Below are 20,373 nucleotides of genomic sequence, written 5' to 3' on the forward strand. Positions count from 1 at the left end.
AGAACGAGGGCGCCTGAAGCGTGGGTCGGCGCTCTGGCGGTGCCATAGCCAGCAGCAGCGGCTGGTCGAGCTCATGCAGAAACGCGGCGCGGTGCGCAATAGCTCTCCGCAGAAAGGGCATCGGGGCGACTACCAGACCGTCGACGGCGCGCTGCAGGACCGTGCCCGGATGCGACGCTTCCAGGGGCGTGCATCGCATGGGGTGCCAGAGCGTGTCGGCAGGAGGGCGCGTGGCCCGTAGCGCAGCGCGGCGAGCCCGGTAGGTATCGTCGTCGGGCGCTGGAATGAGCACCTGGATGCGCTCGACATGAAGCGCGTAGGAGGCGTAGACCGCCCAGTGAAGGGCGGCCTCGGTCTCGGGGGTATCGGTGTAGTAGAGCGTGAGGTGATTGAGCCCGTACTGCTGCGGAGGCGCAATCAGGAGCGAGCGCTCCGCTTCGTCGATGAGCGCGTTGGTCGTGCTTCCCAGCCGTGTGCCTCCGTGGGTCGACAGACCCTGTGAGCCTACCGCGATCAGGTCAGACCGCTGAGCCTGGGTGCGAAGCGACGCCGCTACATGCCCGGTCGCCGTCTGCATCTCGGCGTCTACGTTGTAGGCATGCGCCAGCTCATTGAGACGCCAGCGCACGTAATCCGACATCTCCTGAAAGGCGCGCTTTACGTAGCGCGTCGACAGGGGCATGGCCGTGGCGCGGCCCGCCTGAATGGTACGGGTCGTGTCCAGCGCCGCCGCCCGTCGAAGCGCCTCATCTTCGACGTAACACCCCGTAGCGCGCCCCAGACCCGGCTGTACCAGATGAAGTGCGGTAGTAAGGGCCGCCTCACTGGCGGGCGATCCGTCCAGTCCGACCAGCGCGTGGCGTAGCAGCGACATGCGTGCGAATCCAATAGAAAAGCGAGACAGAACAAGAACAGGCAAGATACCCGGAGCGCCCCGCACGAATATGCAGTCCGGCGCCGCATCTGTGCGAAGGCGCACCGTGGCAGTTCAACATACAAATTAACTGGCAGACGTGCTTGCCGGCTCGTCGCGCTCGGCTTTACCGTTGAGTCCGAACCGCTGCCGCTGCCGGGCAAACGTAAGCAGCCGCTCCTCAACGCGTCCGTTAATGCTTTCGGCGGGATACGAACCGTTGTCGCCGCGCGTGCCAGCCGGTTCGCCGGTGAGCAGCGCGATGCCTTCGTCGATCGTCTCGATCGGATAGACATGGAAGGTGCCGGCCTCAACGGCCTCCACCACGTCGGCCCGCAGCATCAGGTGCGGCACGTTGCTCTGGGGGATGAGCACGCCCTGCTCGCCCGTGAGTCCGTCGCGCGTGCAGATGTCGAAGAAGCCCTCGATCTTCTCGTTGACCCCGCCGATGGGCTGCACCACGCCATGCTGGTTCACCGAACCGGTAACGGCGAGCGACTGCTTGATCGGCACCTCTGCCAGCGCGGAAAGCAGCGCGTAGAGCTCGGCCGAGGAGGCGCTGTCGCCGTCGATGCCGCCGTACGACTGCTCGAACACCAGACTCGCATGCATCGACAGCGGATGTTCAGGGGCGTAGCGTCCGCTCAAGAAGCCCGACAGCACGAGCACGCCCTTCGCATGCAGGGGGCCGCCGAGCGCGGTTTCGCGCTCAATGTCGACGATGTCGCCCTGGCCGAGCCGCACGCGGGCCGTGATGCGATTGGGCCGCCCAAACGCAAACCCGCTCTGCTCCAGCACCGAGAGTCCGTTGATCTGCCCAACCACCGCGCCGTCGGTGTCCACGTAGAGGGTGTCGCGCTCGATAGACTCGTAGATGCGTTCACGCAGGCGATCGGCGCGGCGCGTCTGGGCGTCGCGTGCCGCCTGCACGTGCGACGCTGCAATCTGGTCGGCTCCGTCTTTGCGGGCCCGGTAGCCCGCTTCCACCAAGAGGTCGCGGATCGCATCCACCTGGGCCGACAGCTTCTGCTGGTCCTGTGCGATGCGCAGGCTGCGCTCCATGATGCGCGCCACGCCCGACCGGTCGAGCGGCGGCAGGTCGGCCTCGCGGGCCATCGTGGCCAGCAGCTCCGTGTAATCCTGCACATGGGCGTCGTCGAAATCCATGCGGTCGTCGAAGTCCGCCATGACCTTGAACAGCTCCTCCATATCGGGGTCGTAGGCGCACAGCAGGTGGTAGAGCCAGCGCTCGCCCACAAGCACCAGCTTCACGTTGAGCGGAATAGGCTCCGGATCGAGCGACACGGTGCGGATCAGTCCGAGTGCCTGCTGGGGCGACTCAATATCGATCTCCTGGCTGTTCAGGACGCGTTTGAGGCCCTCCCAGGCGTAGGGTTGTTGCAGCAGCTTGCGGGCTTCGATGATGAGGTAGCCGCCGTTGGCCTCGTGCAGCGCACCGGGCTGGATGAGGCTGAAGTCGGTGACGAGCGCGCCCATCTGGGCCTGCTGCTCGACGCGTCCGACCAGGTTGGCGTACGTAGGATTGTCGCAGACGACTACCGGCGCCCCTTCGTCGCGGTCGTGGTGAACGAGCAGATTCACGCGGTAGCGATCCCACGACGGACCGCCCTGCATGGCCATCCAGGGCATGGTGCTGCCCGAGCTGTCGTCGGAGAGCGCCGCGCGTCCGCTGACCTGGTCGTGCTGCTGCACGAGCGGACCCACGTTCTCTACGATGTCGTCTTGCAGAGCGTCGATATGGGCCTGGATGGCGTCGTGATGGCTGTACGCCTCCATCAGCTCGTCGATGAGCGGGTCGATGGCGTGGTGGGCCATCTCTTCGTTGAGGTCGTTGAGCCGCTGCTGCGCCTCTCGCTGCCGCTCGGGCAGCTTGCGCATAATCTGCTGCAGCTCGTCTTCGAACGCATCGATCTTTTCTTGCACCGTGTCGCGGTCGATATCTTCGAGCGCCTCAAACTCGTCGGGCGAGACCACCTCGCCGTCGCGGATGGGCGCAAACGCAAACCCGTTGGGCGTGCGGATGAGTGCGATGTCTTCGTTGCGGGCGCGCTCCTGCAGGTCTTCGAGGGCCTCTTCTTGCTCCGAACGCACCTCGTCTTCCACCATCTGGCGGCGCGCCTGGTACTCTTCGCTGTCGAAGGCCGCCGAGAGCGCTGCCTGGGCTGCTTCGATGAAGTCGTCCATCGCATCTCGAAACGCAGCCCCGGCGCCGGCGTCGAGCTGCAGCGCACGCGGAGTGCGCTCTTCGTCCATGTTTTTGACGTAGCACCAGTCTGAAGGCGCCGGTGCGCGCTCGGCCTCTGCGTCGAGCATGCGGCGCACCATGCGGCGGCGGCCCGTGCCGGTCGGACCCAGCGCAAACACGTTGAAGCCGGGCTGGTCGATGGCCATGCCAAACTCCAATGCCTCCTGCGCTCGGTCCTGGCCGACGATCGCTGTGTCGGCGTCAAGATCGGCGGTGGTGTCGAACGTGAAGTCAGCCGGATCGATTGTGCGGCGCAGCTGATCGGGCGTGAGGGCGTCGGGAGTAGCCATGTAGCGGTAAACCGTGCGTACAAGAGAACGTGTGCGAGCAGTCGTGCATGCGGAGTACGTTGTAGGTAGCAATGCGCAGAGGAGTTCGGCACGCCCCTGCCCTCTCACAGAAACGTGACGCATCCCCTGTGCTACCGTGCTGTGTTATCGTGCTGTGCTATCGTGCTGCAGCGGCTGGCGCATATTCCGGATTGAGCAGCCGCTGAGCCGCTTCCAGCGATCCGTCGTGCGGGGCCGGGTTCAGGTCGAGCAGGTGGGTCATGAGCGGGTAGACATCCACAAACTGCAGCGTGTCGATGCGCTTGCCAGACTCAAAAGCCGGTCCGTGCGCAATGAGTAGCGACTGCATGCTGTCGTTCTGTTGCGGGTAGCCATGCGCGCCGCCTTCCAGCCGGTCGCGGTTGCGCTCGAAGTAACCCGTCGTGGAGAGCGACCAGGTGTCCTCGGCGATCGCGATGATTTCCGGAATGCGGCGGTGGCCTTCGAAGTGCAGTTCGGCGGGTATGTCATCGCGGTGATAGGCGTCGACCTGATCGAGGGCGTCAAGCGCCTCAATGATCGGCGCCGGGTCTACGCCGTCGCGGGTGTTCATCATGGCTACGGGCGTGTAGTCGACGATGAAAACGTCGTCGGTGTCGATGTGCTCATCCATCAGGATGGTGCGGTCGGGCGAGATCGGCGCCATGCCGTGGTCGGAGCCAATCAGCACATTCGCGCGAATGCCGCGCTCGTCCAGTCCGTCAAACAGGCGCTGGATGTAGCCATCCACCTCACGGAGCGCCTGGCCAACTTCCTCTGAATCAGGCCCATACCGGTGTCCGCGTGAGTCTACCTTGCTGAAGTAGAGGGTCAGGAACGAGGGGCGCTCTGCCTCGGGCAGCTCCAGCCATTCAAGCACCTGATCGACCCGGTCGGTGCCGGGTACGCGCCCGTCGTACGGCACCCAGTGGCTCGGACGGATGCCGTCGATTTCGGCTTCGGAGCCGGGCCAGAAGTAGGTGGCGGCGGTACGCCCTTGCTGCTCGGCCGTCACCCAGATGGGCTCGCCATCGTCCCACCACTTGCCGTCGGTAACGGCATCGTCGTTGCCCATGCTGAAGCGCTCTCCGAACTCAGGGTCGTACATCGTATTCGACACAACGCCGTGGTTGCCGGGGTGCAGCCCGGTAACCAGCGTGTAGTGGTTTGGAAAGGTTTTGGTCGGGAACGAGGCGATGAAGCGCTCGACGTAGGCCCCTTCGTCACGCAGCCGCTCCAGGGTCGGTGCGCCGTGCAGCTCCAGGTAATCGTGGCGCACTCCGTCGATCGAGACAAGGATAACCGGCTCGTCTGCAGTAGCCTGTTCAGGGGAAGACGACGAGGCATCGTCCAGGTCGGCAGGACGTTCGCATCCCAGCCCGATGATCGCAACGACCAGGAGGCTTAGAATGAGTTGAAGTCGGGGGGCAGTCATGGTCGTAGGGTAGATGGTTGATAGAATGCAAAGGGGGTATGCCGCGGACTGAATGCCTCATGCTACGGGCGTCTGGAGCAGTAGCTCTGCGTGGAAGTGGCATCCACAACGCGAACCGGGGCACCTTCGGGAATAACGAACTCGCTCATGCCGACCGGCTCATCGGGGCGCCCCCAGTCGTAGGTGTAGCCCAGTCCGGTGAACGGGTAGCCGCCGGGCTGGTGCGAGAAGGCGTACTGCGCGTCGAGCCATTCGAGGTGCTCGGGAGCGACCTGCACCCGGGTCTGGGGCTTCGGCGCGTGGGGTTCGCACTGCCGGTCGGTGGTTTCGGGGTCGGGGCACGGGCGAAAGAGCGTTTCGGTAGAGGCCCACAGCGTCACGAACCGGGTGTAGCCCGCGTAGGGCGGCAGGCCGAGGTGCTGCTCCAGGCGACGATCGCGCTGCGCATCCGAAAGCGGCTGGCAGAACTGCTGGATTGCCGGCACCAGCGTCGTCCACACATCGCCAGTCAGGGTGAGCGTGTCGCCTGCCGAGGCGGGCGCGCTGGCGCCAGGCAGCGGAGCGTCGTCGGTCCAGGTCACGACCTGCACCCAGCGCGTGCCGTCGTCGTCGACGTGCCAGCGCAGGGTATCGTTGTGAGGCGCCACGGGCGTGAGCGTCGTCACGATGGCGTCGGGACCCAGCTCGGCGGCGCGCGCAATGGCCGTTTCGTAGGCCGCAGCCAGCGCCGTTGAGTCGGCGCTGGCGTCAACGGATGCGCCTGGCGATGGCGAGGCGCGGTCGCTTGAAGCGCCACTCGCTCCGCATCCCATAAGCAGCCCCGGCCCTATGGCAAGGCTCACCGCCACAAGTAGCCACGCCCCGAACGGCAATGAACGGGGCGTAGGCGGCGTGTTTGGAGACCTGGGAAGCGCGTCAGACATGTGGAATCGTGCGCGTCGTATTAGCGTCCGAGAAAGAAGTAGAGGATCGCGCCCAGGAGCGGCATAAAGATGATGATGAGCGCCCAGATGATCTTACTTCCGGGGCCGCGCCCCCGATCGCCCAGCAGGTCGATGAGCGCTACAACCGCAACAACGATTACCAGAATGCTGATGAACCCGCCGGTGGGCGAGGACAGGTGGTCCATGAGGTTGCGTCCGCATCCGCTCATTACGAGCATCATCGGAAGCAGAAGCAGCAGCACGCTGCGAGGAAAGAGTCGGTTCATGGCGAAAGCAGCAGGCAAGTCTGAAGAACAGCGGATTCGGTCAATGTAGAAGCCAAGCGTACCACTCAGGTACGCGGTGTTCAGGTGTGCAATGTACGCATCGGGCCGAACAAATGATACACGCCGCGCTGTGCTTCTGCGCGCCGGGGAGCGCCAGGTCAGATCCGGCAGGTTCGAATGTCGGTAATGATGATGCCTTTGGCACCGATAGCGGTAAGTTCGTCCATGATCTCGTTGACGCGCGACTGCTTCGCCATCGACTTCACGGCCACCCATCCGTCTTTGCTCAACGGCGACACGGTGGGCGACTCGATGCCGGGCGTAATCTTGTGGGCGGCGTCGAGCTTCGATTTTGGTAGGTCGTATTCAACGACGATATACGAGCGGGCCACCAGAATGCCTTTGATGCGCTCCTGAAAGTGGCGCGCCGCCTCCTTGTCCGAGATCACCCCGTTCTGCGCAACCAGCATCGCCTGCGTTTCGATGATCGGATCGCCGATCACCGTCAGCCCGGCCTCGTCGATCGTGCGGCCCGTCTGCACCACATCGGCGATGGCATCGGCCACGCCCAGCTGAATCGAGATCTCAACCGCGCCGTCGAGCGGCACCACCGTCGCGTCGATGCCCCGCGCCTTCAGGTCTTCCTCTACCACGTGCACATACGACGTGGCAATACGCGTATCGCTGGTAAAGCCGTCGGGCGTAATGTCTTGCTCTTTGGGTGCCGCGTAGCAGAAGCGGGCCTTGCCAAACTCAAGCGGCATCACCTGCGTCACGTCAGCACCGCTGTCGTGCAGCAGGTCGAGTCCGGTTACCCCCAGGTCAATGATGCCTTTGCTCACATACGTAGCGATGTCGCGCGGACGCAAGAATACAAACTCGACGCCGTGGTCGGTGTCGCGCACCGAGAGTTCGCGTCCGCGGCGGCGGCAGTGGTAGCCGGCCTCGCTGGCAAGCGTGGCAGCTCCTTCGGCCAGAGCACCTTTGTTAGGCAGGGCAATCTGAAGCATAGACAAAGCGAAAAAAGGAGTAGGTAGAAAATAGCAGAACGAAAAGCGCATCCGGCAGGCCGTGCGCGCTCTACAGGTGGCGGTAGACGTCGTCGAGGTCAAGATCGCAGGCAAGCATCATCACCTGCACATGGTAGAGCAGCTGCGCGATCTCTTCGGCCGTGCGCTCGCGGCCCTCGTGCTCGGCCGCCATCCACACCTCCCCCGCCTCTTCGAGCACCTTCTTGCCAATCGTATGAGGCCCTTCGGCCACACGCGCTACCGTACCCGAATCGGGATCGTTCGTCTCCACTTTGGCCGACAGCTCGGCAAACAGCTCTTCAAATCGCTTCATGTGGGGTGGGGGGATGCAGCCAAAAAATACGTGTGCCGTTGTACCGTGCCAGCACGCGAGCGTTGCATCATCAAATGATCATGAGCCACTAAGTCGCTTCGAATTTTCTGTGGGATACGGACACTGGCCTGCTCGCAGGATGCGTATGGCTATGCGTCTGTATATATTGATGCGCGCATTGCATGTAGAACCTGTCTGTATAGTTTGTGCGGTACACGTCGCCCGTCACGGCGTCAGGATAGGGGTTCTTGACAGGGACTCCTGCAAGACGATCTTGACAGACGTCTTCGACAGGATTCTGGATGCGATGCTCCGTATGCTGATGGGCATGACACGGATGCATGACACGAATGGGCATGACACAGCCCCCAGCGAATACCCATACACGACCCCACGCAGAACCGTGTGGAGAAACCCGCTGCACAGCCCATACGTGCGGCACTCTCCCTGCAGTACTCTGTACGTTCCCTACACGCGCCCGTCCTCGCCGGATGCTGCAGCTGGTTTTTCTGTAACCGCTTCCGCCCGAATCGCTCGTCTCTATTAACCTGACTGGTTCTCCTATGCCCGACGCTGACAACCGCTTTTCTGAACTCGACAAGCGCCGCGACGCTGCCCAGCAGGGCGGCGGCCCCGAGCGCATTCAGCGCCAGCACGACAAAGACAAACTCACGGCCCGTGAGCGCATCGACATCCTCCTCGACGACGGCTCGTTCGAGGAGCTCGGCAGCTTCGTGCGCCACCAGTCCACCGCCTTCGGACTCGACGAGCGGCGCCCCTACGGCGACGGCGTCGTCACCGGCTACGGCACGATCGAAGGGCGCACCGTCTACGTGTTCAGCCAGGACTTTACCGTATTTGGCGGATCGCTCGGGCGCGCCCATGCCGACAAGATCGTGCGCCTTATGGAGCTGGCTCTTGAAAACGGCGCGCCGCTCATCGGACTCAATGACTCGGGCGGGGCGCGCATCCAGGAAGGGGTGGTGTCGCTCGGCGGCTATGCCGACATCTTCAAGCTCAACACCGACCTCTCGGGCGTCGTGCCCCAGATCTCGGCGGTCATGGGTCCCTGCGCCGGCGGCGCGGTCTACAGCCCGGCGATCACCGACTTCACCTTCATGGTCGAGGGCAGCAGCTACATGTTCGTGACCGGGCCGAACGTGGTGAAGACCGTAACGCAGGAAGACGTGACCAGCGAGGAGCTGGGCGGCGCGCGCACCCATGCCTCAAAGAGCGGCGTGTCGCACTTCACGTGCAGCAACGACGTAGACTGCCTGCTGCGCATCCGCGAGCTGATGAGCTATCTGCCGCAGAACTGCGAGGAGGATGCGCCCCGCCGCACCAACGTGCAGCACAGCGCCGAACCCGATACGCTCGACACGCTCGTGCCCGATGCGCCCAACAAGCCGTACGACATGCGCGACGTGATCACCCACATCGCCGACGATGGGGACTTCTTTGAGGTGCAGCCCGACTATGCCGAGAACCTGATCGTGGGCTTTACCCGCATCGACGGGCGCTCGGTGGGAGTGGTCGCCAACCAGCCGGCTGTGCTTGCGGGCGTGCTCGACATCGATGCCTCGCTCAAGGGGGCCCGGTTTGTTCGCTTCTGCGACGCGTTCAACATTCCGCTGCTCGTTTTTGAGGACGTGCCCGGCTTCTTGCCCGGCACCGACCAGGAGTGGAACGGCATCATCAAGCATGGGGCCAAGCTGCTCTATGCGCTCTGCGAAGCCTCGGTGCCAAAGGTCACCGTCATTACGCGCAAGGCCTATGGTGGCGCGTACGACGTGATGAACTCGAAGCACATCGGGGGCGACCTGAACTTTGCGTGGCCCACCGCCGAGATCGCGGTGATGGGGCCGAAGGGCGCGGTCGAGATTATCTACCGCCGCCAGATCGCTGCGGCCGACGACCCGGAGGCCGCCAAGGACGAGTTTATCGAGCGCTACCGCGAGCGGTTTGCGCATCCGTATGTGGCCGCCGAGCACGGCTACATCGACGACGTGATCAAGCCCCACGAGACGCGCCAGCGCCTCATTCGTGGCTTCGAGATGCTCGAAAACAAGGTTGCCAACCCGCCCAAGAAGAAGCACGGCAACATTCCACTGTAGCCACACGCTTTAGCCATACGCTTTAGCCATACGCTTCAGCCACACGCTGTACGCGCCCGTCCATGCGGGGGAGCGCTGGCGGTTCGCCTGCGGTGAAGCACGTGAGTCAGTGCCCGGAGACGGCACGGTACGCGAGGCATAAGCACGGCAGGCGCTTCCGCTTCGCATCCCCCTGAAGCCTGCTGTACATGTACACGGTGCGTCCCGATTCGGGCGTAACCTGAGTTTCGGGCGCGCGTACATCGCACGGATCTTTCTTTTACCCACTTGCCATTCGCTTATGGATTCGACCGCTCCGCTTGCCTACGCGCAGGCCCATCAAGACGACTTTGTGCACGAACTGGAAACGCTGCTGCGCATCCCGTCGGTGAGTACCGACCCCGACCATGCCGATGACGTGCAGGCTGCCGCCGACTGGCTGGCCGAGCACTTTCGCGCGCTGGGCGTTGCCGATGTGGAGGTGCTGCCCACCGACGGGCATCCGGTGGTGTATGCGGCGCATCATCCGCACGACGACGCGCCCACGGTGCTTGTGTACGGCCACTACGACGTGCAGCCCCCCGACCCGCTCGACGAGTGGGACCACCCGCCCTTTGAGCCGACCCGCGTGAACGGCGATCTGGTGGCGCGCGGCGCCTGCGACGACAAGGGCCAGATGCTGATGCACGTGAAGGCGCTCGAAGCGTACCTGAAGTCCGACACCACGCCGCCCGTGAACCTCACGTTTCTGATCGAGGGCGAAGAGGAGGTCGGCTCGCAGCACCTGTCCGAGGTGCTGGACACGTACGCCGACCGCCTGGATGCAGACCTGGTGCTCGTATCTGACACGAGCATGCTGGCCGAGGGGCAGCCCACGGTGGTGTACGGACTGCGCGGACTTGCGTATGTGGAGCTGACGATGCAGGGTCCGAACCGCGATCTGCACTCGGGGCTCTACGGCGGCGCAGTCGAGAACCCGATCAACGCGCTCAGCCAGCTGCTGGCTGATCTGCACGATGAGAACCATCACGTAACCATCCCCGGCTTCTACGACGACGTGCGTCCGCTCACCGACGAGGAGCGCGCCGCGATCGCCGACCTGCCGTTTGACGAAGCCCACTGGCTCGACGAGATCGGGCTGGATACGGCGCGCACGGAGAACGGATACAGCATTCTGGAGGCGATTTCGGTGCGCCCGACGCTCGACGTAAACGGCATCTGGGGCGGATACACCGGCGAGGGTGCCAAAACAGTGCTGCCCGCCGCCGCCCACGCGAAGGTGTCGATGCGCCTGGTGCCCGACCAGGAGCCCGAGGCGATCTACGATGCGCTGGAAGAGGCCCTGCAGTCCCGCGTGCCCGACACCATGACGCTCACCGTAGAGCGCCTGCACGGCGGACAGCCGGTGCTGGTGGAGCCCGACCAGCCGATCATGCAAGCCGCCGCCGCAGCGCTGAACGCGACGTTCGACCGTGAGCCCGTATTCGTGCGGCACGGCGGGTCGATCCCGATCATCGCCGAGTTTCAGCAGCGCCTGGGCCTCGACAGCGTGCTCATGGGCTTTGGCCTGGAGTCGGATGCCATTCATTCGCCCAACGAGAAGTTTGGCCTCGACCGCTATGCGAAGGGGATTGAGACGATCATCCACTACTACCCGGAGCTGGCGAAGCGGCTGGCGTAGCCGGCGGCGCGCACGGCCTTGACGCGGACGCGGGGGCATGAGCGCTCCTCTGTGCGTGTTCTGCGCAAAGGCTCCTGCGTGAACGCTTGATGGACGCACAGCGCGCACGGAACCGTGCAGGGTGATTTTGTTTACGAAAGCCCTGCACCAGCCCGGGTGGCGGAATTGGTAGACGCGACGGATTCAAAATCCGTTTCCTGCAAGGGAGTGGGGGTTCGAGTCCCCCCCTGGGTACATCGACACAATCAGCACAAGCGCCCCGCATCGCCTTTAAACGGCGGTTCGGGGCATTTTGATTTTTCCTGCATTTGGCTTTTGATTTGAATCAGATTGCAGCAATTTGCAGGACCTCGCGAGGCTGTGGGCAAAGTGTGGGCAAGAAAATAGAGCTGTGATTAGCCGAATGTCTCATCCATGGCCGCATCCAATGTCTCAGGAGCCAAGTGTGAGTAAATCTCCGTAGTTTGAATCGATGCATGCCCCAATATGGCTTGAATTACGCGCATGGGCACACCGTCCATTGTAAGCCAACTGGCTGTCGTATGGCGCAAGCTATGGAAGTGGAGGCGATCATCGAGTCCTGCTTTACGCACAAACGTTTTGAATCGAGACGAGACACGGTCGGGTCGGATCGCTTTTCCATTTTGATCTTTGAATACCGGCTCATCACGTTTAGGAGAACGGGTATCGGACATCTCTTGTAGCGTGAGCAATGCATTACCACGAAGAGGAATAGACCGCTCGGCATTTCCTTTTGTGCTGAAGTCCTCACGATGCCTCACATGAATGCGTCTTTCTTGAAGGTCCACGTCTCTCCATCTGAGGTTGATTAATTCACCTCGGCGCAACCCGGTGCCAACGGCGACGCGTGTAATCTCTTCAAGCCACTTCACATCCGGACTTCGTCCCGCAGCATCGCAGACTTCGTCAGCATGTGAGCGCATGACCTGGATCAGCTTTTCAATGTCTGCTGGTCGAAAGTAAGCTGGCTTTTTCTTCTCCTTGGATGGACGTGGTACCTCTTGCATCGGGTTCTCATCTGAAAGTCCTTCCTTTACAGTCCACTTAAAGAACGTTTTGAGATGCCGGTGGCGCTTACGCTTGGTTGCGTTGCTTACACTCGAATCAAGTACGTATGGCCTGATTTGAGAAGGCCGCAGATCACGTGTCAGAGTCTCTGCCGGTACTTGCTCTATCATCCGGCGAATTATCCCCCTGTAGGTCTCCAGTGTTCTGGTTTTCAGATGACTTCTGCCTTCCAGAAAGCGCTCCAGAGCCTCCTGCAGGGTGGCGTTAGTGCGCTTCCATCCTCCACTCTAGGGATCGAAGTCTCCCGACCGATATCCACGCTCTAACTCCGACAGTCTTCGGCGTGCAACGTCCTGTCGGCTTGTCTTCAGCGGGTAGGTTTTTCGTTTAGGCGATTTGCTTCGGTCATAGAAACGTGCATAGTAGTGACCGTTCACCTTTCTCATGCTTGCCATGGTACCGAGAGGGTTGAGAGACAGGTGCTGTTTCACTTTGCGGCCATGAGAGAACGAGAATAAAACCGCAGCTTGATGCAGGAGTTGCAAATCAAAAATATAACTACACGCCTCAAGTCTTATCGAGGTCAAACTTTACCATGGACTCTGAAAAGAAAGATTATGTTACGAAACGTGCTCACCAAAATAAAAGGCACATCCACAACCTTATAAAATCTGACGACGGGGTACGCAACTCCATAGCCACCATTTGGGAGATTGCAGGAGAGTATTTAGGCACACCTCCTTCTGTACACTTGGTTCATAGCGCACTTGCTAATGCCCAAATCCGAGATGTTGGCGAGTCATTGCATCTAATTGCTCAGTACGCATATGGGTACGAGAAACGGATTGGTAATCCGGTCATCGATCTTGAAGAACTTCATCAGGATAGTAATATTGACCGTGTTGCGAATTTGTACCATGCCAGTCATAAAAAGCCACCCAATGTTGGAGATGTAGAAGGCCTATTGCTACGGTGGCTGGCAATTCACTTATCGGTTCGGAAGTCGCACGAGATGGCCCTCGCCTGTGCACTTTTGGGACGAGATATGCCTCCTTTCGAGAGGCACTCATCACCAGCCGAGAAGGCAAAACATGCTAAACGACGCAAGCAGATCGAAAAAGATTTCGATGCCCTCCAACACCCGTTCAAGCAAAAGCTCGACCGTATCACTTATTTAACAAATGAGGGCAAAGCTATCCCCGATGCCATTCTGAAAGAAGTGTTTAATACAGAGTGGGAGAACTATATGGAGCGCTTGACTCAGGATAGGCAAGAAGAGTTTAATCAATACCTGGAGGGATACGCTAAACAAGCCAGTCATTATCCAGACCGGTTTCATGATACAGGGATTAATCTTTGGGGGACAACTATGGTGCAGGGGGCAGTTCGTTATGCAGCTGCTTCAGTTGAGCGCAGTCCAGACCCTGATGAAATTGCATCCTGCAAGGATCAAATACGAGCTTCTGAGATCGGAGCCCAATGGTGGCTAAAGCAAGGTTTTAAGGACTTAAGGGCATTTCGGGAAACTCTGAGACGCAAAACCCGCGAAAGTGAGTTGCGCCTCTACGCATGGCAGCGCGTTGACCAAGCAATTGAGGATACTGGAGATCCATATGCCGCGCTCGAACGCGTCTCCGCGCTTACCTCTTCGTATGGCACCTCTACAGAAATTGGCCACCTTGAAGACGCCTACAATATACTCCAGGAAAACACGTCTCTCCGATCTTCACCACGCGACGAATGGATAGCAGAGATCACAGACGCGGCAAGAAAAGGAGTCATATCGCTTGCACACAAATGCTTCGGGACTGACTCGAAGATAACATGGCCTGAATGCTACGCAGGATTTAAGGCTGGTGGCTTCGCGCAGTTGATAGAAGACCTGTACAGCGGAAGCTGGAAGCAGAATCTGGAATAGGGATGAATCGGGAAAAGATTGGGAAGCATTTCTCCCTGCTTTCGAACTCCCACGCTGATAGCTTGGCGGTGTATCGAGTCGGAGCGAGCGACAATGAACTCGAACCCGCCATACTCCGGTAGCTCATCAGTACAGGAAGATCCCGTTTCGGCTCTCATCGTCTTCCTCAGTGAGCTACTTGACGCACTCTGTGCTCAAGGCCGGAGCTGGCCCATCCACTTTATGCTATGCAAGAATCAGTAGAAGTAGGAGAAGCCTTTGAGCGTCTCTTTCAAAAGCTGGAGGCCCTTGAAGAGCAGATCAGCGAATCACCTCGGTCAGACTCTGCGGAGGTTTTGCTGACGCGTGACGAAGCCGCCTCTCACCTACGCATATCGACGCGTACGCTTGACACAATGGAGGCAGCAGGCGAAATCTCCTCAGTTCGCATTCGCGGACGTGTCCTTTACCACAGGGATGCGCTCAACGAATTTATCCGTGCGCGTATTCAGTGTAAGGACAGTTGGTGATGTGCCTTTCTGCAAGAGAGTCGTCGCCAGCTTGCAACTCAGCTTCTCCATTCGTAATGTTTGAATGTCTAAACCAGTTGCCATACTACGTACTTCCCTTTGTGTCTCTTGCTGGGCGTGTTGTCCAGCAAGCGGCGCATACGCTAAGGGTGGACCGTCCGAGTAGCCGCGAGGCCTTGGAGCGCCACAACTGGGCGCTGACAGCGGTCCACCCTTTGTGCGTACGTAGACCCCTTATCTTATGGATACTTCCTTTCCCTCGTCCCGCGGCGACTCCGCCGGAGGTGACGGGATGAGCAACGATCGTTCTTCACCCAGCATTGGGCCAACCCGACACGAACTTGCCGATCAAGTGGCTGCTTTATCTGCAGAGCTGTCTTCGGTAAAGCGAGAACGCAATAAACATGAGGAGCACGCGGCAGAGCTTGCAGATCGGGTGCAGGCGCTTCGGTTCCGTCTGAAGCGCGTAGGTGGAAACCCTGACGCTCTGAACGGAGCACTCCCAGAAAGCCTCATCGATGACTCTGTCGATTCAGAGAAGAAGTTAGGACCATTACGGGATGAACACCCTCTGGATGGATGTGCTGCCTTTCCAGAAGACGCCTTTGCGGACCTCCCTGCAGTTCTTGACGAGTCATGCGCCTTCTGGGATCGTCCCCATAAACGGGATGTGTACCTAACTTCCGCACTTGGCGTGCTTTCAGGGTGCATGCCGAAGGTAGAAGGCTACTGGGGTGCAGACGTCCCCACACGTGTCCGCACCAATCTGTACATGGCATACGTTGCCGGTGCAGCCGGTGGTAAGAGTGCAGGTGGCTTTGCAAAGCAGCTAACGAGAAAGGTCGCTGAAGACATCAGAAAGAGTGCCGACCGTGCCATCGCTCAGTGGGAAGATGACAAGAAACAAGCGGCTAAGGAAGGAGAACCTTTCGACGACCCCGAGCCTCCTCACCGTAGTCTTTACGTACCAGCCAACGTGAGTGCCTCTTATTTGCTGGAGACGCTTGCTAACCAAGGAGGAAGAGGCGTCATGTTCTCCAGTGAGATTGATACCATGAATGATGCAATGGGCCAGGAATGGGGCCATATTGATTCTTTTCTACGCAAGGCCTATCACCATGAAAGTGATGCGCAGGGACGGCGCAGCGATGGGACCATCCATGTGCCGGATCCCTCCGTATCTCTCGTTTTAGGTGGTACACTGCAGCAGTTTGCCGACTTGATAAAGAGCCCTGAGAATGGCTTGTACTCGCGATTCTGCCTCTACTACTTCAATGCATCGGATCCATGGGAAGACCAGAAGCCTTCTCGTGAAGGCATAAAACGACTCGACCGCCTCTCTGCTCTTTCGGAACGTGTCCTGGATTTGTATCAGCAGCTTAAAGGACGTCCCAAGGCATTGCGCTTTGAGATCGAAGATGCACATTGGTCTGCGATCCGAAGCAAACTTGAGCCTCTGCACCGATCGGTTCAAGAGCAGGGATTTAGCCACCTGCTAAGCATTGTGCGACGAGCAGGATTATGGGCGTACCGGATTGCTATGGTTCTTTCCGTGCTACGAGCTCATGACGAACGTGCGGGGATCCGTACTATCGACACGCTAACTCCCTGTACCAGAGATGTAGAGACTGCACTCCAGCTTGCTCACACGTACGCTAACCACTCTTTACGCTTCGCTCGTGCCCGACTTAATGCCGATAGTGCACAGTCTCCACGAGACAAACGCATTACCGCTATGCTTACCACGATGGATGAGCAATTTGCAAGTGGAGAAGCATATGCCGCCGCACAGGATGCAGGCTTCGACGTCACCAAGCGAACGCTCCGCAAGGACCTAAAGGAAGCAGAAAAGCGCGGCCTTATCGAATCCATAGCTCGTGGACAGTGGCGGAAAGCCTCTCACTCCTGAGTGGCTCGGTTCCGACGCTTCTGGTGCTTCCGAAACTGTAACGTCCATAACAACACAGGCAGGTAATGGCACGCGACCGGAAGTATCGGAAGTACCGGAACCCGCTTTCCATGATTGCCATGGAGATTCACGCCAACTGATTGCACACCTCCCATGGAGATTACCATACAGGACCAGACCGTTTACGCAGATGTCCCATCTTACCTGCGCCGTGAAGCAATGGAGCGTCTCCACCGTCGTCTCGAACGCGGGAACGAGATCAAGGCGAAAGGACGGATTCAGATTGAAGGTCGCCGATACAGCTACGAGACACACAGTGGGTTCAGCATCCATCCTGAAGGGATAACAGTGGGACACTTCGTAATCTATGCCCAAAGCACTATGGATGCCGTTCGCGCTGCCTCAGTGCTCTACGAACGCAATCGATCTGAGCGTCGGATTGAGTCCCAAGGAATGGTTCAGTTGGATGGACGGACCATAGGATATCGTACACGCCATGGCCATTACGTTAGCGCGTATGAAAGTCTCCAGGACGAAGAGCCTGCTGAAATGGTCTGACTGGGATTTATGCATTGGGAGCCACAACATACCACAAGTGAGCCATGTCTTGGCCATGAAGCCCCATGGGTCTGTTTTCTTGCAGCATGGATTGTTATGGCCTGCACCACCACCCATAGAATGGTATGGCCTTTTGGAACGCAGAAGACCTGTGCGCCGAAATTATGGCTTGTGGACCATACCTGCTATGGCCTATCCAAATTGCTGAAGGAGCTGGTTGAACAGACGACGCTTGAACTCCTTCTTGACCTCGTGGTCGTTGAGCCGCTGAAATAGCTCAATGGAGTGGTTGACCTGAGCCATCACTTTTTGCTCGATGACCTTGTTGACATGGTGCCGCTTGTTGGACCGGGAGTTGGGCCCGGTCATCACCGCTTCCACAGAGTCGTCCGTTTCCACATCTTCTACGATCTCCTTAACGCGGATCTTGTCTCGTTCGCTAAGGTCGAGCCCATACGCTTCGTTTAGCGCGCTGACAATGTTCGAGAGGTACTCTCGCTCTGCATCGGACGCCTGTCCACTGGTGGTTGTGGAAATGCCCTGGACTTCCCCGTCTTGTGGATTCAGTGACAGGGATCCATCGTACGTTTCCTGGATGCGAAAGCTATCGAGGTCCACCTCGTCCAAGATTTCCTGTGGTAGGCCTCCCCCCTCTCGTGGAGGCAGCTTGCGGTTCAGATTGCGTGCAAAGACGTACAGCTTTTCAAGATCGGGATCCTCAAAGTCAATGAGCTGGCCCACATATCCATAAAGACGGGCAAAGGACTGGAGTAGCGAGCGGAAATCTTCTCGCGTCTCTTCGTCCCGTTGTCTCCACTGCTGCACCACACGGTCCAGAATGGGCTGCAGTTGTTCTCCTGGTTGACTCTCATCGAAGAACACCTCCGCAAAATCATCTACATCTTGTGGCGTGTAGACTTCCAGGTTGCGCAGCTCAGCCGCCAGATCGTATAGCTTGTTTGGATCAGTCTCTTCGCCCAGAAACGTGGTTTGGTAGAAGTCTTGGAAGGCGGTCTGTATGGCTTCGGCCTCATTCACGAAGTCCAGGACCACAACCTCAGTCTTCCCTTCTGACCACATGGTGCGATTGAGACGAGAAAGCGTCTGTACAGCCGACACGCCGCCGAGCTTCTTATCTACCCACATCGTGTGGAGTGGGGGACAGTCAAAGCCTGTCTGAAACTTGTTTGCCACAATGAGAATGCGGTACTTCGGCAGCTTGAAAGCGTCCCGGATGTCTGTTTTGGATCCAAGCTCATTCAGGCTGCTTTCGGTGTACTTCGCACCAGTGTCTGGGTCTTCGACCGTACCCGAGAATGCAACAAGCGGCTCAACGGAGAGCCCACGCTCTTTCATGAGCCGCTTCAGGGTCAGGTAGTACCGCACGCAGTGAAGCCGTGAGCGCGTAACGAGCATAGCCCGCCCTTTTCCATTGATGGCATCAGCCGTCACATCCAGAAAGTGGTCAAGGCAGATGTTCGCCTTAGTGTTAATGGCGTGCGGCTGCAGGTCTACGTACGATGTGAGCGCTCGCGCCGCCTTTCGCGTCTCGTATTCTTTGTCCTCGTCAATGGACTTGACCAGCTTGAAGTAGCGCTTGAATGTGATGTAATTGTCTAACACATCCAGGATGAACCGCTCCTTGATGGCCTGCCGCATGCTGTATACATGGAACGGGACGTACGTGCCCTCTTCGTTCTTACGCCCGAACAGTTCGAGCGTCTTGTTCTTTGGGGTCGCGGTAAAAGCAAAATAGGAGATATGCGCCTGCTGGCCACGGGCTCGAATCTCTTGCACGATCTCGTCTTCAAGATCGACATCGGTTTCGTCCTTTTCCTCCGCCTCATCCAAGGAAGCGGAGAGCGTTTTCTTAAGATGCTTGGCGTTTTCTCCTGTCTGCCCCGAATGGGCTTCATCCACAACCACGGCGAACCGGTTGCCCTCCAGTTCAGACATGGCTTCGGAGATCACGGGAAACTTCTGGATGGTCGTGATGAGAATGTCTTTCCCTTTCTCCAGCGCCTCCTTGAGCTGCTGCGAGGTCTTGGTGATGGGCACCACCGTTCCCGCCGTCTGCTCAAACTGCTTGATGGTGTTCTGAAGCTGCTCATCCAGAACGCGGCGGTCTGTTACCACAATGATCGTGTCAAAGAGGCGCTCTTTCTCCCCCGAGCGGTAGAGCTGCCTGAGCCCGTGTGAGAGCCACGCAATGGAGTTCGACTTCCCCGACCCGGCACTGTGCTGAACAAGATAGTTATGGCCTGCTCGGTCCTCACGAGCGGCCCTCAGGAGCTTGCGCACGACATCGAGCTGGTGGTAGCGTGGGAAGATGAGCGTTTCGCTCTCTTTGGTGACGATAGCTCCTTTCTCGGGGTCGTAGACCTTCTCTTTGTCAATCTGCATGCAGAGGTAGTTCTGCAACAGGTCGAGCAGAGAGTCTTTGTGCCAGACCGTTTCCCACAGATAGGCGGTTTTGTGGCCGTCTGGATTGGTCGGGTTTTCAATGCCTTTGTTGAATGGAAGAAAGTAGGTGTCATCCCCGGCCAGACGAGTGGTATAAAACACCTTTTCGTTCCCAACAGCGAAGTGCGCCAGACAGCGCTTGAATTGGAAGAGCGGCTCGGGCGGCCTGCGCTTCTTTCGGTATTGCTTCTTGGCCTGCTCGACAAACTGCCCCGTTAGGCTGTTTTTGAGCTCGGCGGTGAAGATGGGAATGCCATTTACAAAGATGCCCAGGTCGAGCGAGCGACTGGGGTGCTTCGTGCTGTAGTGGAGCTGCCGTACTACGCTGAGCCGGTTCTTCCGGTACAGCTGCTCGTGTGCTGGATTGAGTGTGCTGGAGGGGCGAAAGTACACGAGCTGGATGGTAGCTCCTCTATCTTTTACTCCTTCTCGCAGCACGCGAAGTGCTCCCCACCGTCGAATAGTATTGCGGATACGGATGCACAGATTGCGCCCCGCATCGGCCCCATACTGCTCTTGGAGCTTCTCGTACTCCTCCGGCTGCGTGGCTTTCACGAACGCAATAATCTCCTCGGGGATGAGACAGAGCTCCTTGTCGTAGTCCGACGAGGCGCGCTGCACGTATGCGCCATCGCCGTGTGTTGGATCTGTGAGGTGCTCAACGATGTGTGTCTCGAAGTCTTGCTCTTTGTATGATGCCACAGTGATTTAACAGCTCTAATAGAAGCGAAGTATGA

Annotated in this window: 15 protein-coding genes and 1 tRNA gene; 7 read left to right on the plus strand and 9 right to left on the minus strand. The window is 59.1% G+C overall.

Annotated features, from left to right (window positions below; all coding sequences use genetic code 11):
- The 7 genes from PPP56_RS08920 to PPP56_RS08950 form a co-directional block, all read right to left on the minus strand.
- Positions 1-979 (minus strand): universal stress protein (locus PPP56_RS08920; RefSeq protein ID WP_353563695.1); only part of this gene is annotated, 979 nt, incomplete at its 3' end.
- A gap of 21 nt (positions 980-1,000) precedes the next feature.
- Positions 1,001-3,469 (minus strand): Lon protease family protein, encoded by a 2,469-nt coding sequence (locus tag PPP56_RS08925; protein WP_353563696.1) that lies wholly within the window; start codon positions 3,467-3,469, stop codon positions 1,001-1,003.
- Positions 3,470-3,626: 157 nt separating this feature from the next.
- Positions 3,627-4,922, minus strand: coding sequence for an alkaline phosphatase family protein (locus tag PPP56_RS08930; protein ID WP_353563697.1), 1,296 nt, complete (start codon positions 4,920-4,922; stop codon positions 3,627-3,629).
- Positions 4,923-4,984: 62 nt separating this feature from the next.
- Positions 4,985-5,845, minus strand: coding sequence for a hypothetical protein (locus PPP56_RS08935; protein ID WP_353563698.1), 861 nt, complete (start codon positions 5,843-5,845; stop codon positions 4,985-4,987).
- Positions 5,846-5,865: 20 nt separating this feature from the next.
- Entirely contained in the window at positions 5,866-6,132 is a 267-nt protein-coding gene (locus tag PPP56_RS08940) for a PLD nuclease N-terminal domain-containing protein (RefSeq protein ID WP_353563699.1), read from the minus strand.
- A 158-nt stretch (positions 6,133-6,290) separates the two neighbouring features.
- Positions 6,291-7,142 carry an ATP phosphoribosyltransferase gene (hisG, locus tag PPP56_RS08945; protein WP_353563700.1) on the minus strand — a complete coding sequence of 284 codons (852 nt, stop codon included), beginning with the start codon at positions 7,140-7,142 and terminating at the stop codon, positions 6,291-6,293.
- A 70-nt stretch (positions 7,143-7,212) separates the two neighbouring features.
- Positions 7,213-7,476 (minus strand): phosphoribosyl-ATP diphosphatase, encoded by a 264-nt coding sequence (locus PPP56_RS08950; RefSeq protein WP_353563701.1) that lies wholly within the window; start codon positions 7,474-7,476, stop codon positions 7,213-7,215.
- Positions 7,477-8,039: 563 nt separating this feature from the next.
- Here PPP56_RS08950 and PPP56_RS08955 point away from each other — a divergent pair.
- From PPP56_RS08955 to PPP56_RS08965, 3 genes are all read left to right on the plus strand, one after another.
- A complete protein-coding gene (locus PPP56_RS08955; RefSeq protein ID WP_353563702.1) occupies positions 8,040-9,590 on the plus strand; it encodes an acyl-CoA carboxylase subunit beta in 1,551 nt (516 codons plus the stop codon).
- A gap of 280 nt (positions 9,591-9,870) precedes the next feature.
- Positions 9,871-11,250 (plus strand): dipeptidase, encoded by a 1,380-nt coding sequence (locus tag PPP56_RS08960; protein ID WP_353563703.1) that lies wholly within the window; start codon positions 9,871-9,873, stop codon positions 11,248-11,250.
- A gap of 150 nt (positions 11,251-11,400) precedes the next feature.
- Positions 11,401-11,484, plus strand: a tRNA-Leu gene (locus PPP56_RS08965).
- Between the two features lie 161 nt (positions 11,485-11,645).
- Here PPP56_RS08965 and PPP56_RS08970 read toward each other — a convergent pair.
- Positions 11,646-12,278 (minus strand): tyrosine-type recombinase/integrase, encoded by a 633-nt coding sequence (locus PPP56_RS08970; RefSeq protein WP_353563704.1) that lies wholly within the window; start codon positions 12,276-12,278, stop codon positions 11,646-11,648.
- A 596-nt stretch (positions 12,279-12,874) separates the two neighbouring features.
- Between PPP56_RS08970 and PPP56_RS08975 the strand changes: the two genes are divergently transcribed.
- The 4 genes from PPP56_RS08975 (at position 12,875) to PPP56_RS08990 (ending at position 17,173) form a co-directional block, all read left to right on the plus strand.
- Positions 12,875-14,197, plus strand: a complete 1,323-nt coding sequence (locus tag PPP56_RS08975) for a hypothetical protein (protein WP_353563705.1) — start codon at positions 12,875-12,877, stop codon at positions 14,195-14,197.
- A gap of 227 nt (positions 14,198-14,424) precedes the next feature.
- Positions 14,425-14,706, plus strand: a complete 282-nt coding sequence (locus PPP56_RS08980; RefSeq protein WP_353563706.1) for a helix-turn-helix domain-containing protein — start codon at positions 14,425-14,427, stop codon at positions 14,704-14,706.
- A 241-nt stretch (positions 14,707-14,947) separates the two neighbouring features.
- On the plus strand, positions 14,948-16,615 hold the full coding sequence (locus tag PPP56_RS08985) for a DUF3987 domain-containing protein (RefSeq protein WP_353563707.1): 1,668 nt from the start codon (positions 14,948-14,950) through the stop codon (positions 16,613-16,615).
- 153 nt (positions 16,616-16,768) lie between these two features.
- Complete coding sequence (locus tag PPP56_RS08990; RefSeq protein WP_353563708.1) at positions 16,769-17,173, plus strand: hypothetical protein; 405 nt, start codon at positions 16,769-16,771, stop codon at positions 17,171-17,173.
- Between the two features lie 192 nt (positions 17,174-17,365).
- On the opposite strand, the gene PPP56_RS08995 is transcribed toward PPP56_RS08990, so the two are convergent.
- The gene (locus PPP56_RS08995) at positions 17,366-20,338 is read right to left on the minus strand and encodes a type I restriction endonuclease subunit R (RefSeq protein ID WP_353563709.1); all 2,973 of its coding nucleotides are present in this window, start codon (positions 20,336-20,338) and stop codon (positions 17,366-17,368) included.
- Positions 20,339-20,373 lie beyond the last annotated feature (35 nt).

Source organism: Longimonas sp., assembly GCF_040409695.1.
In the GTDB taxonomy this organism is placed as follows: Bacteria; Bacteroidota; Rhodothermia; order Rhodothermales; family Salinibacteraceae; genus Longimonas.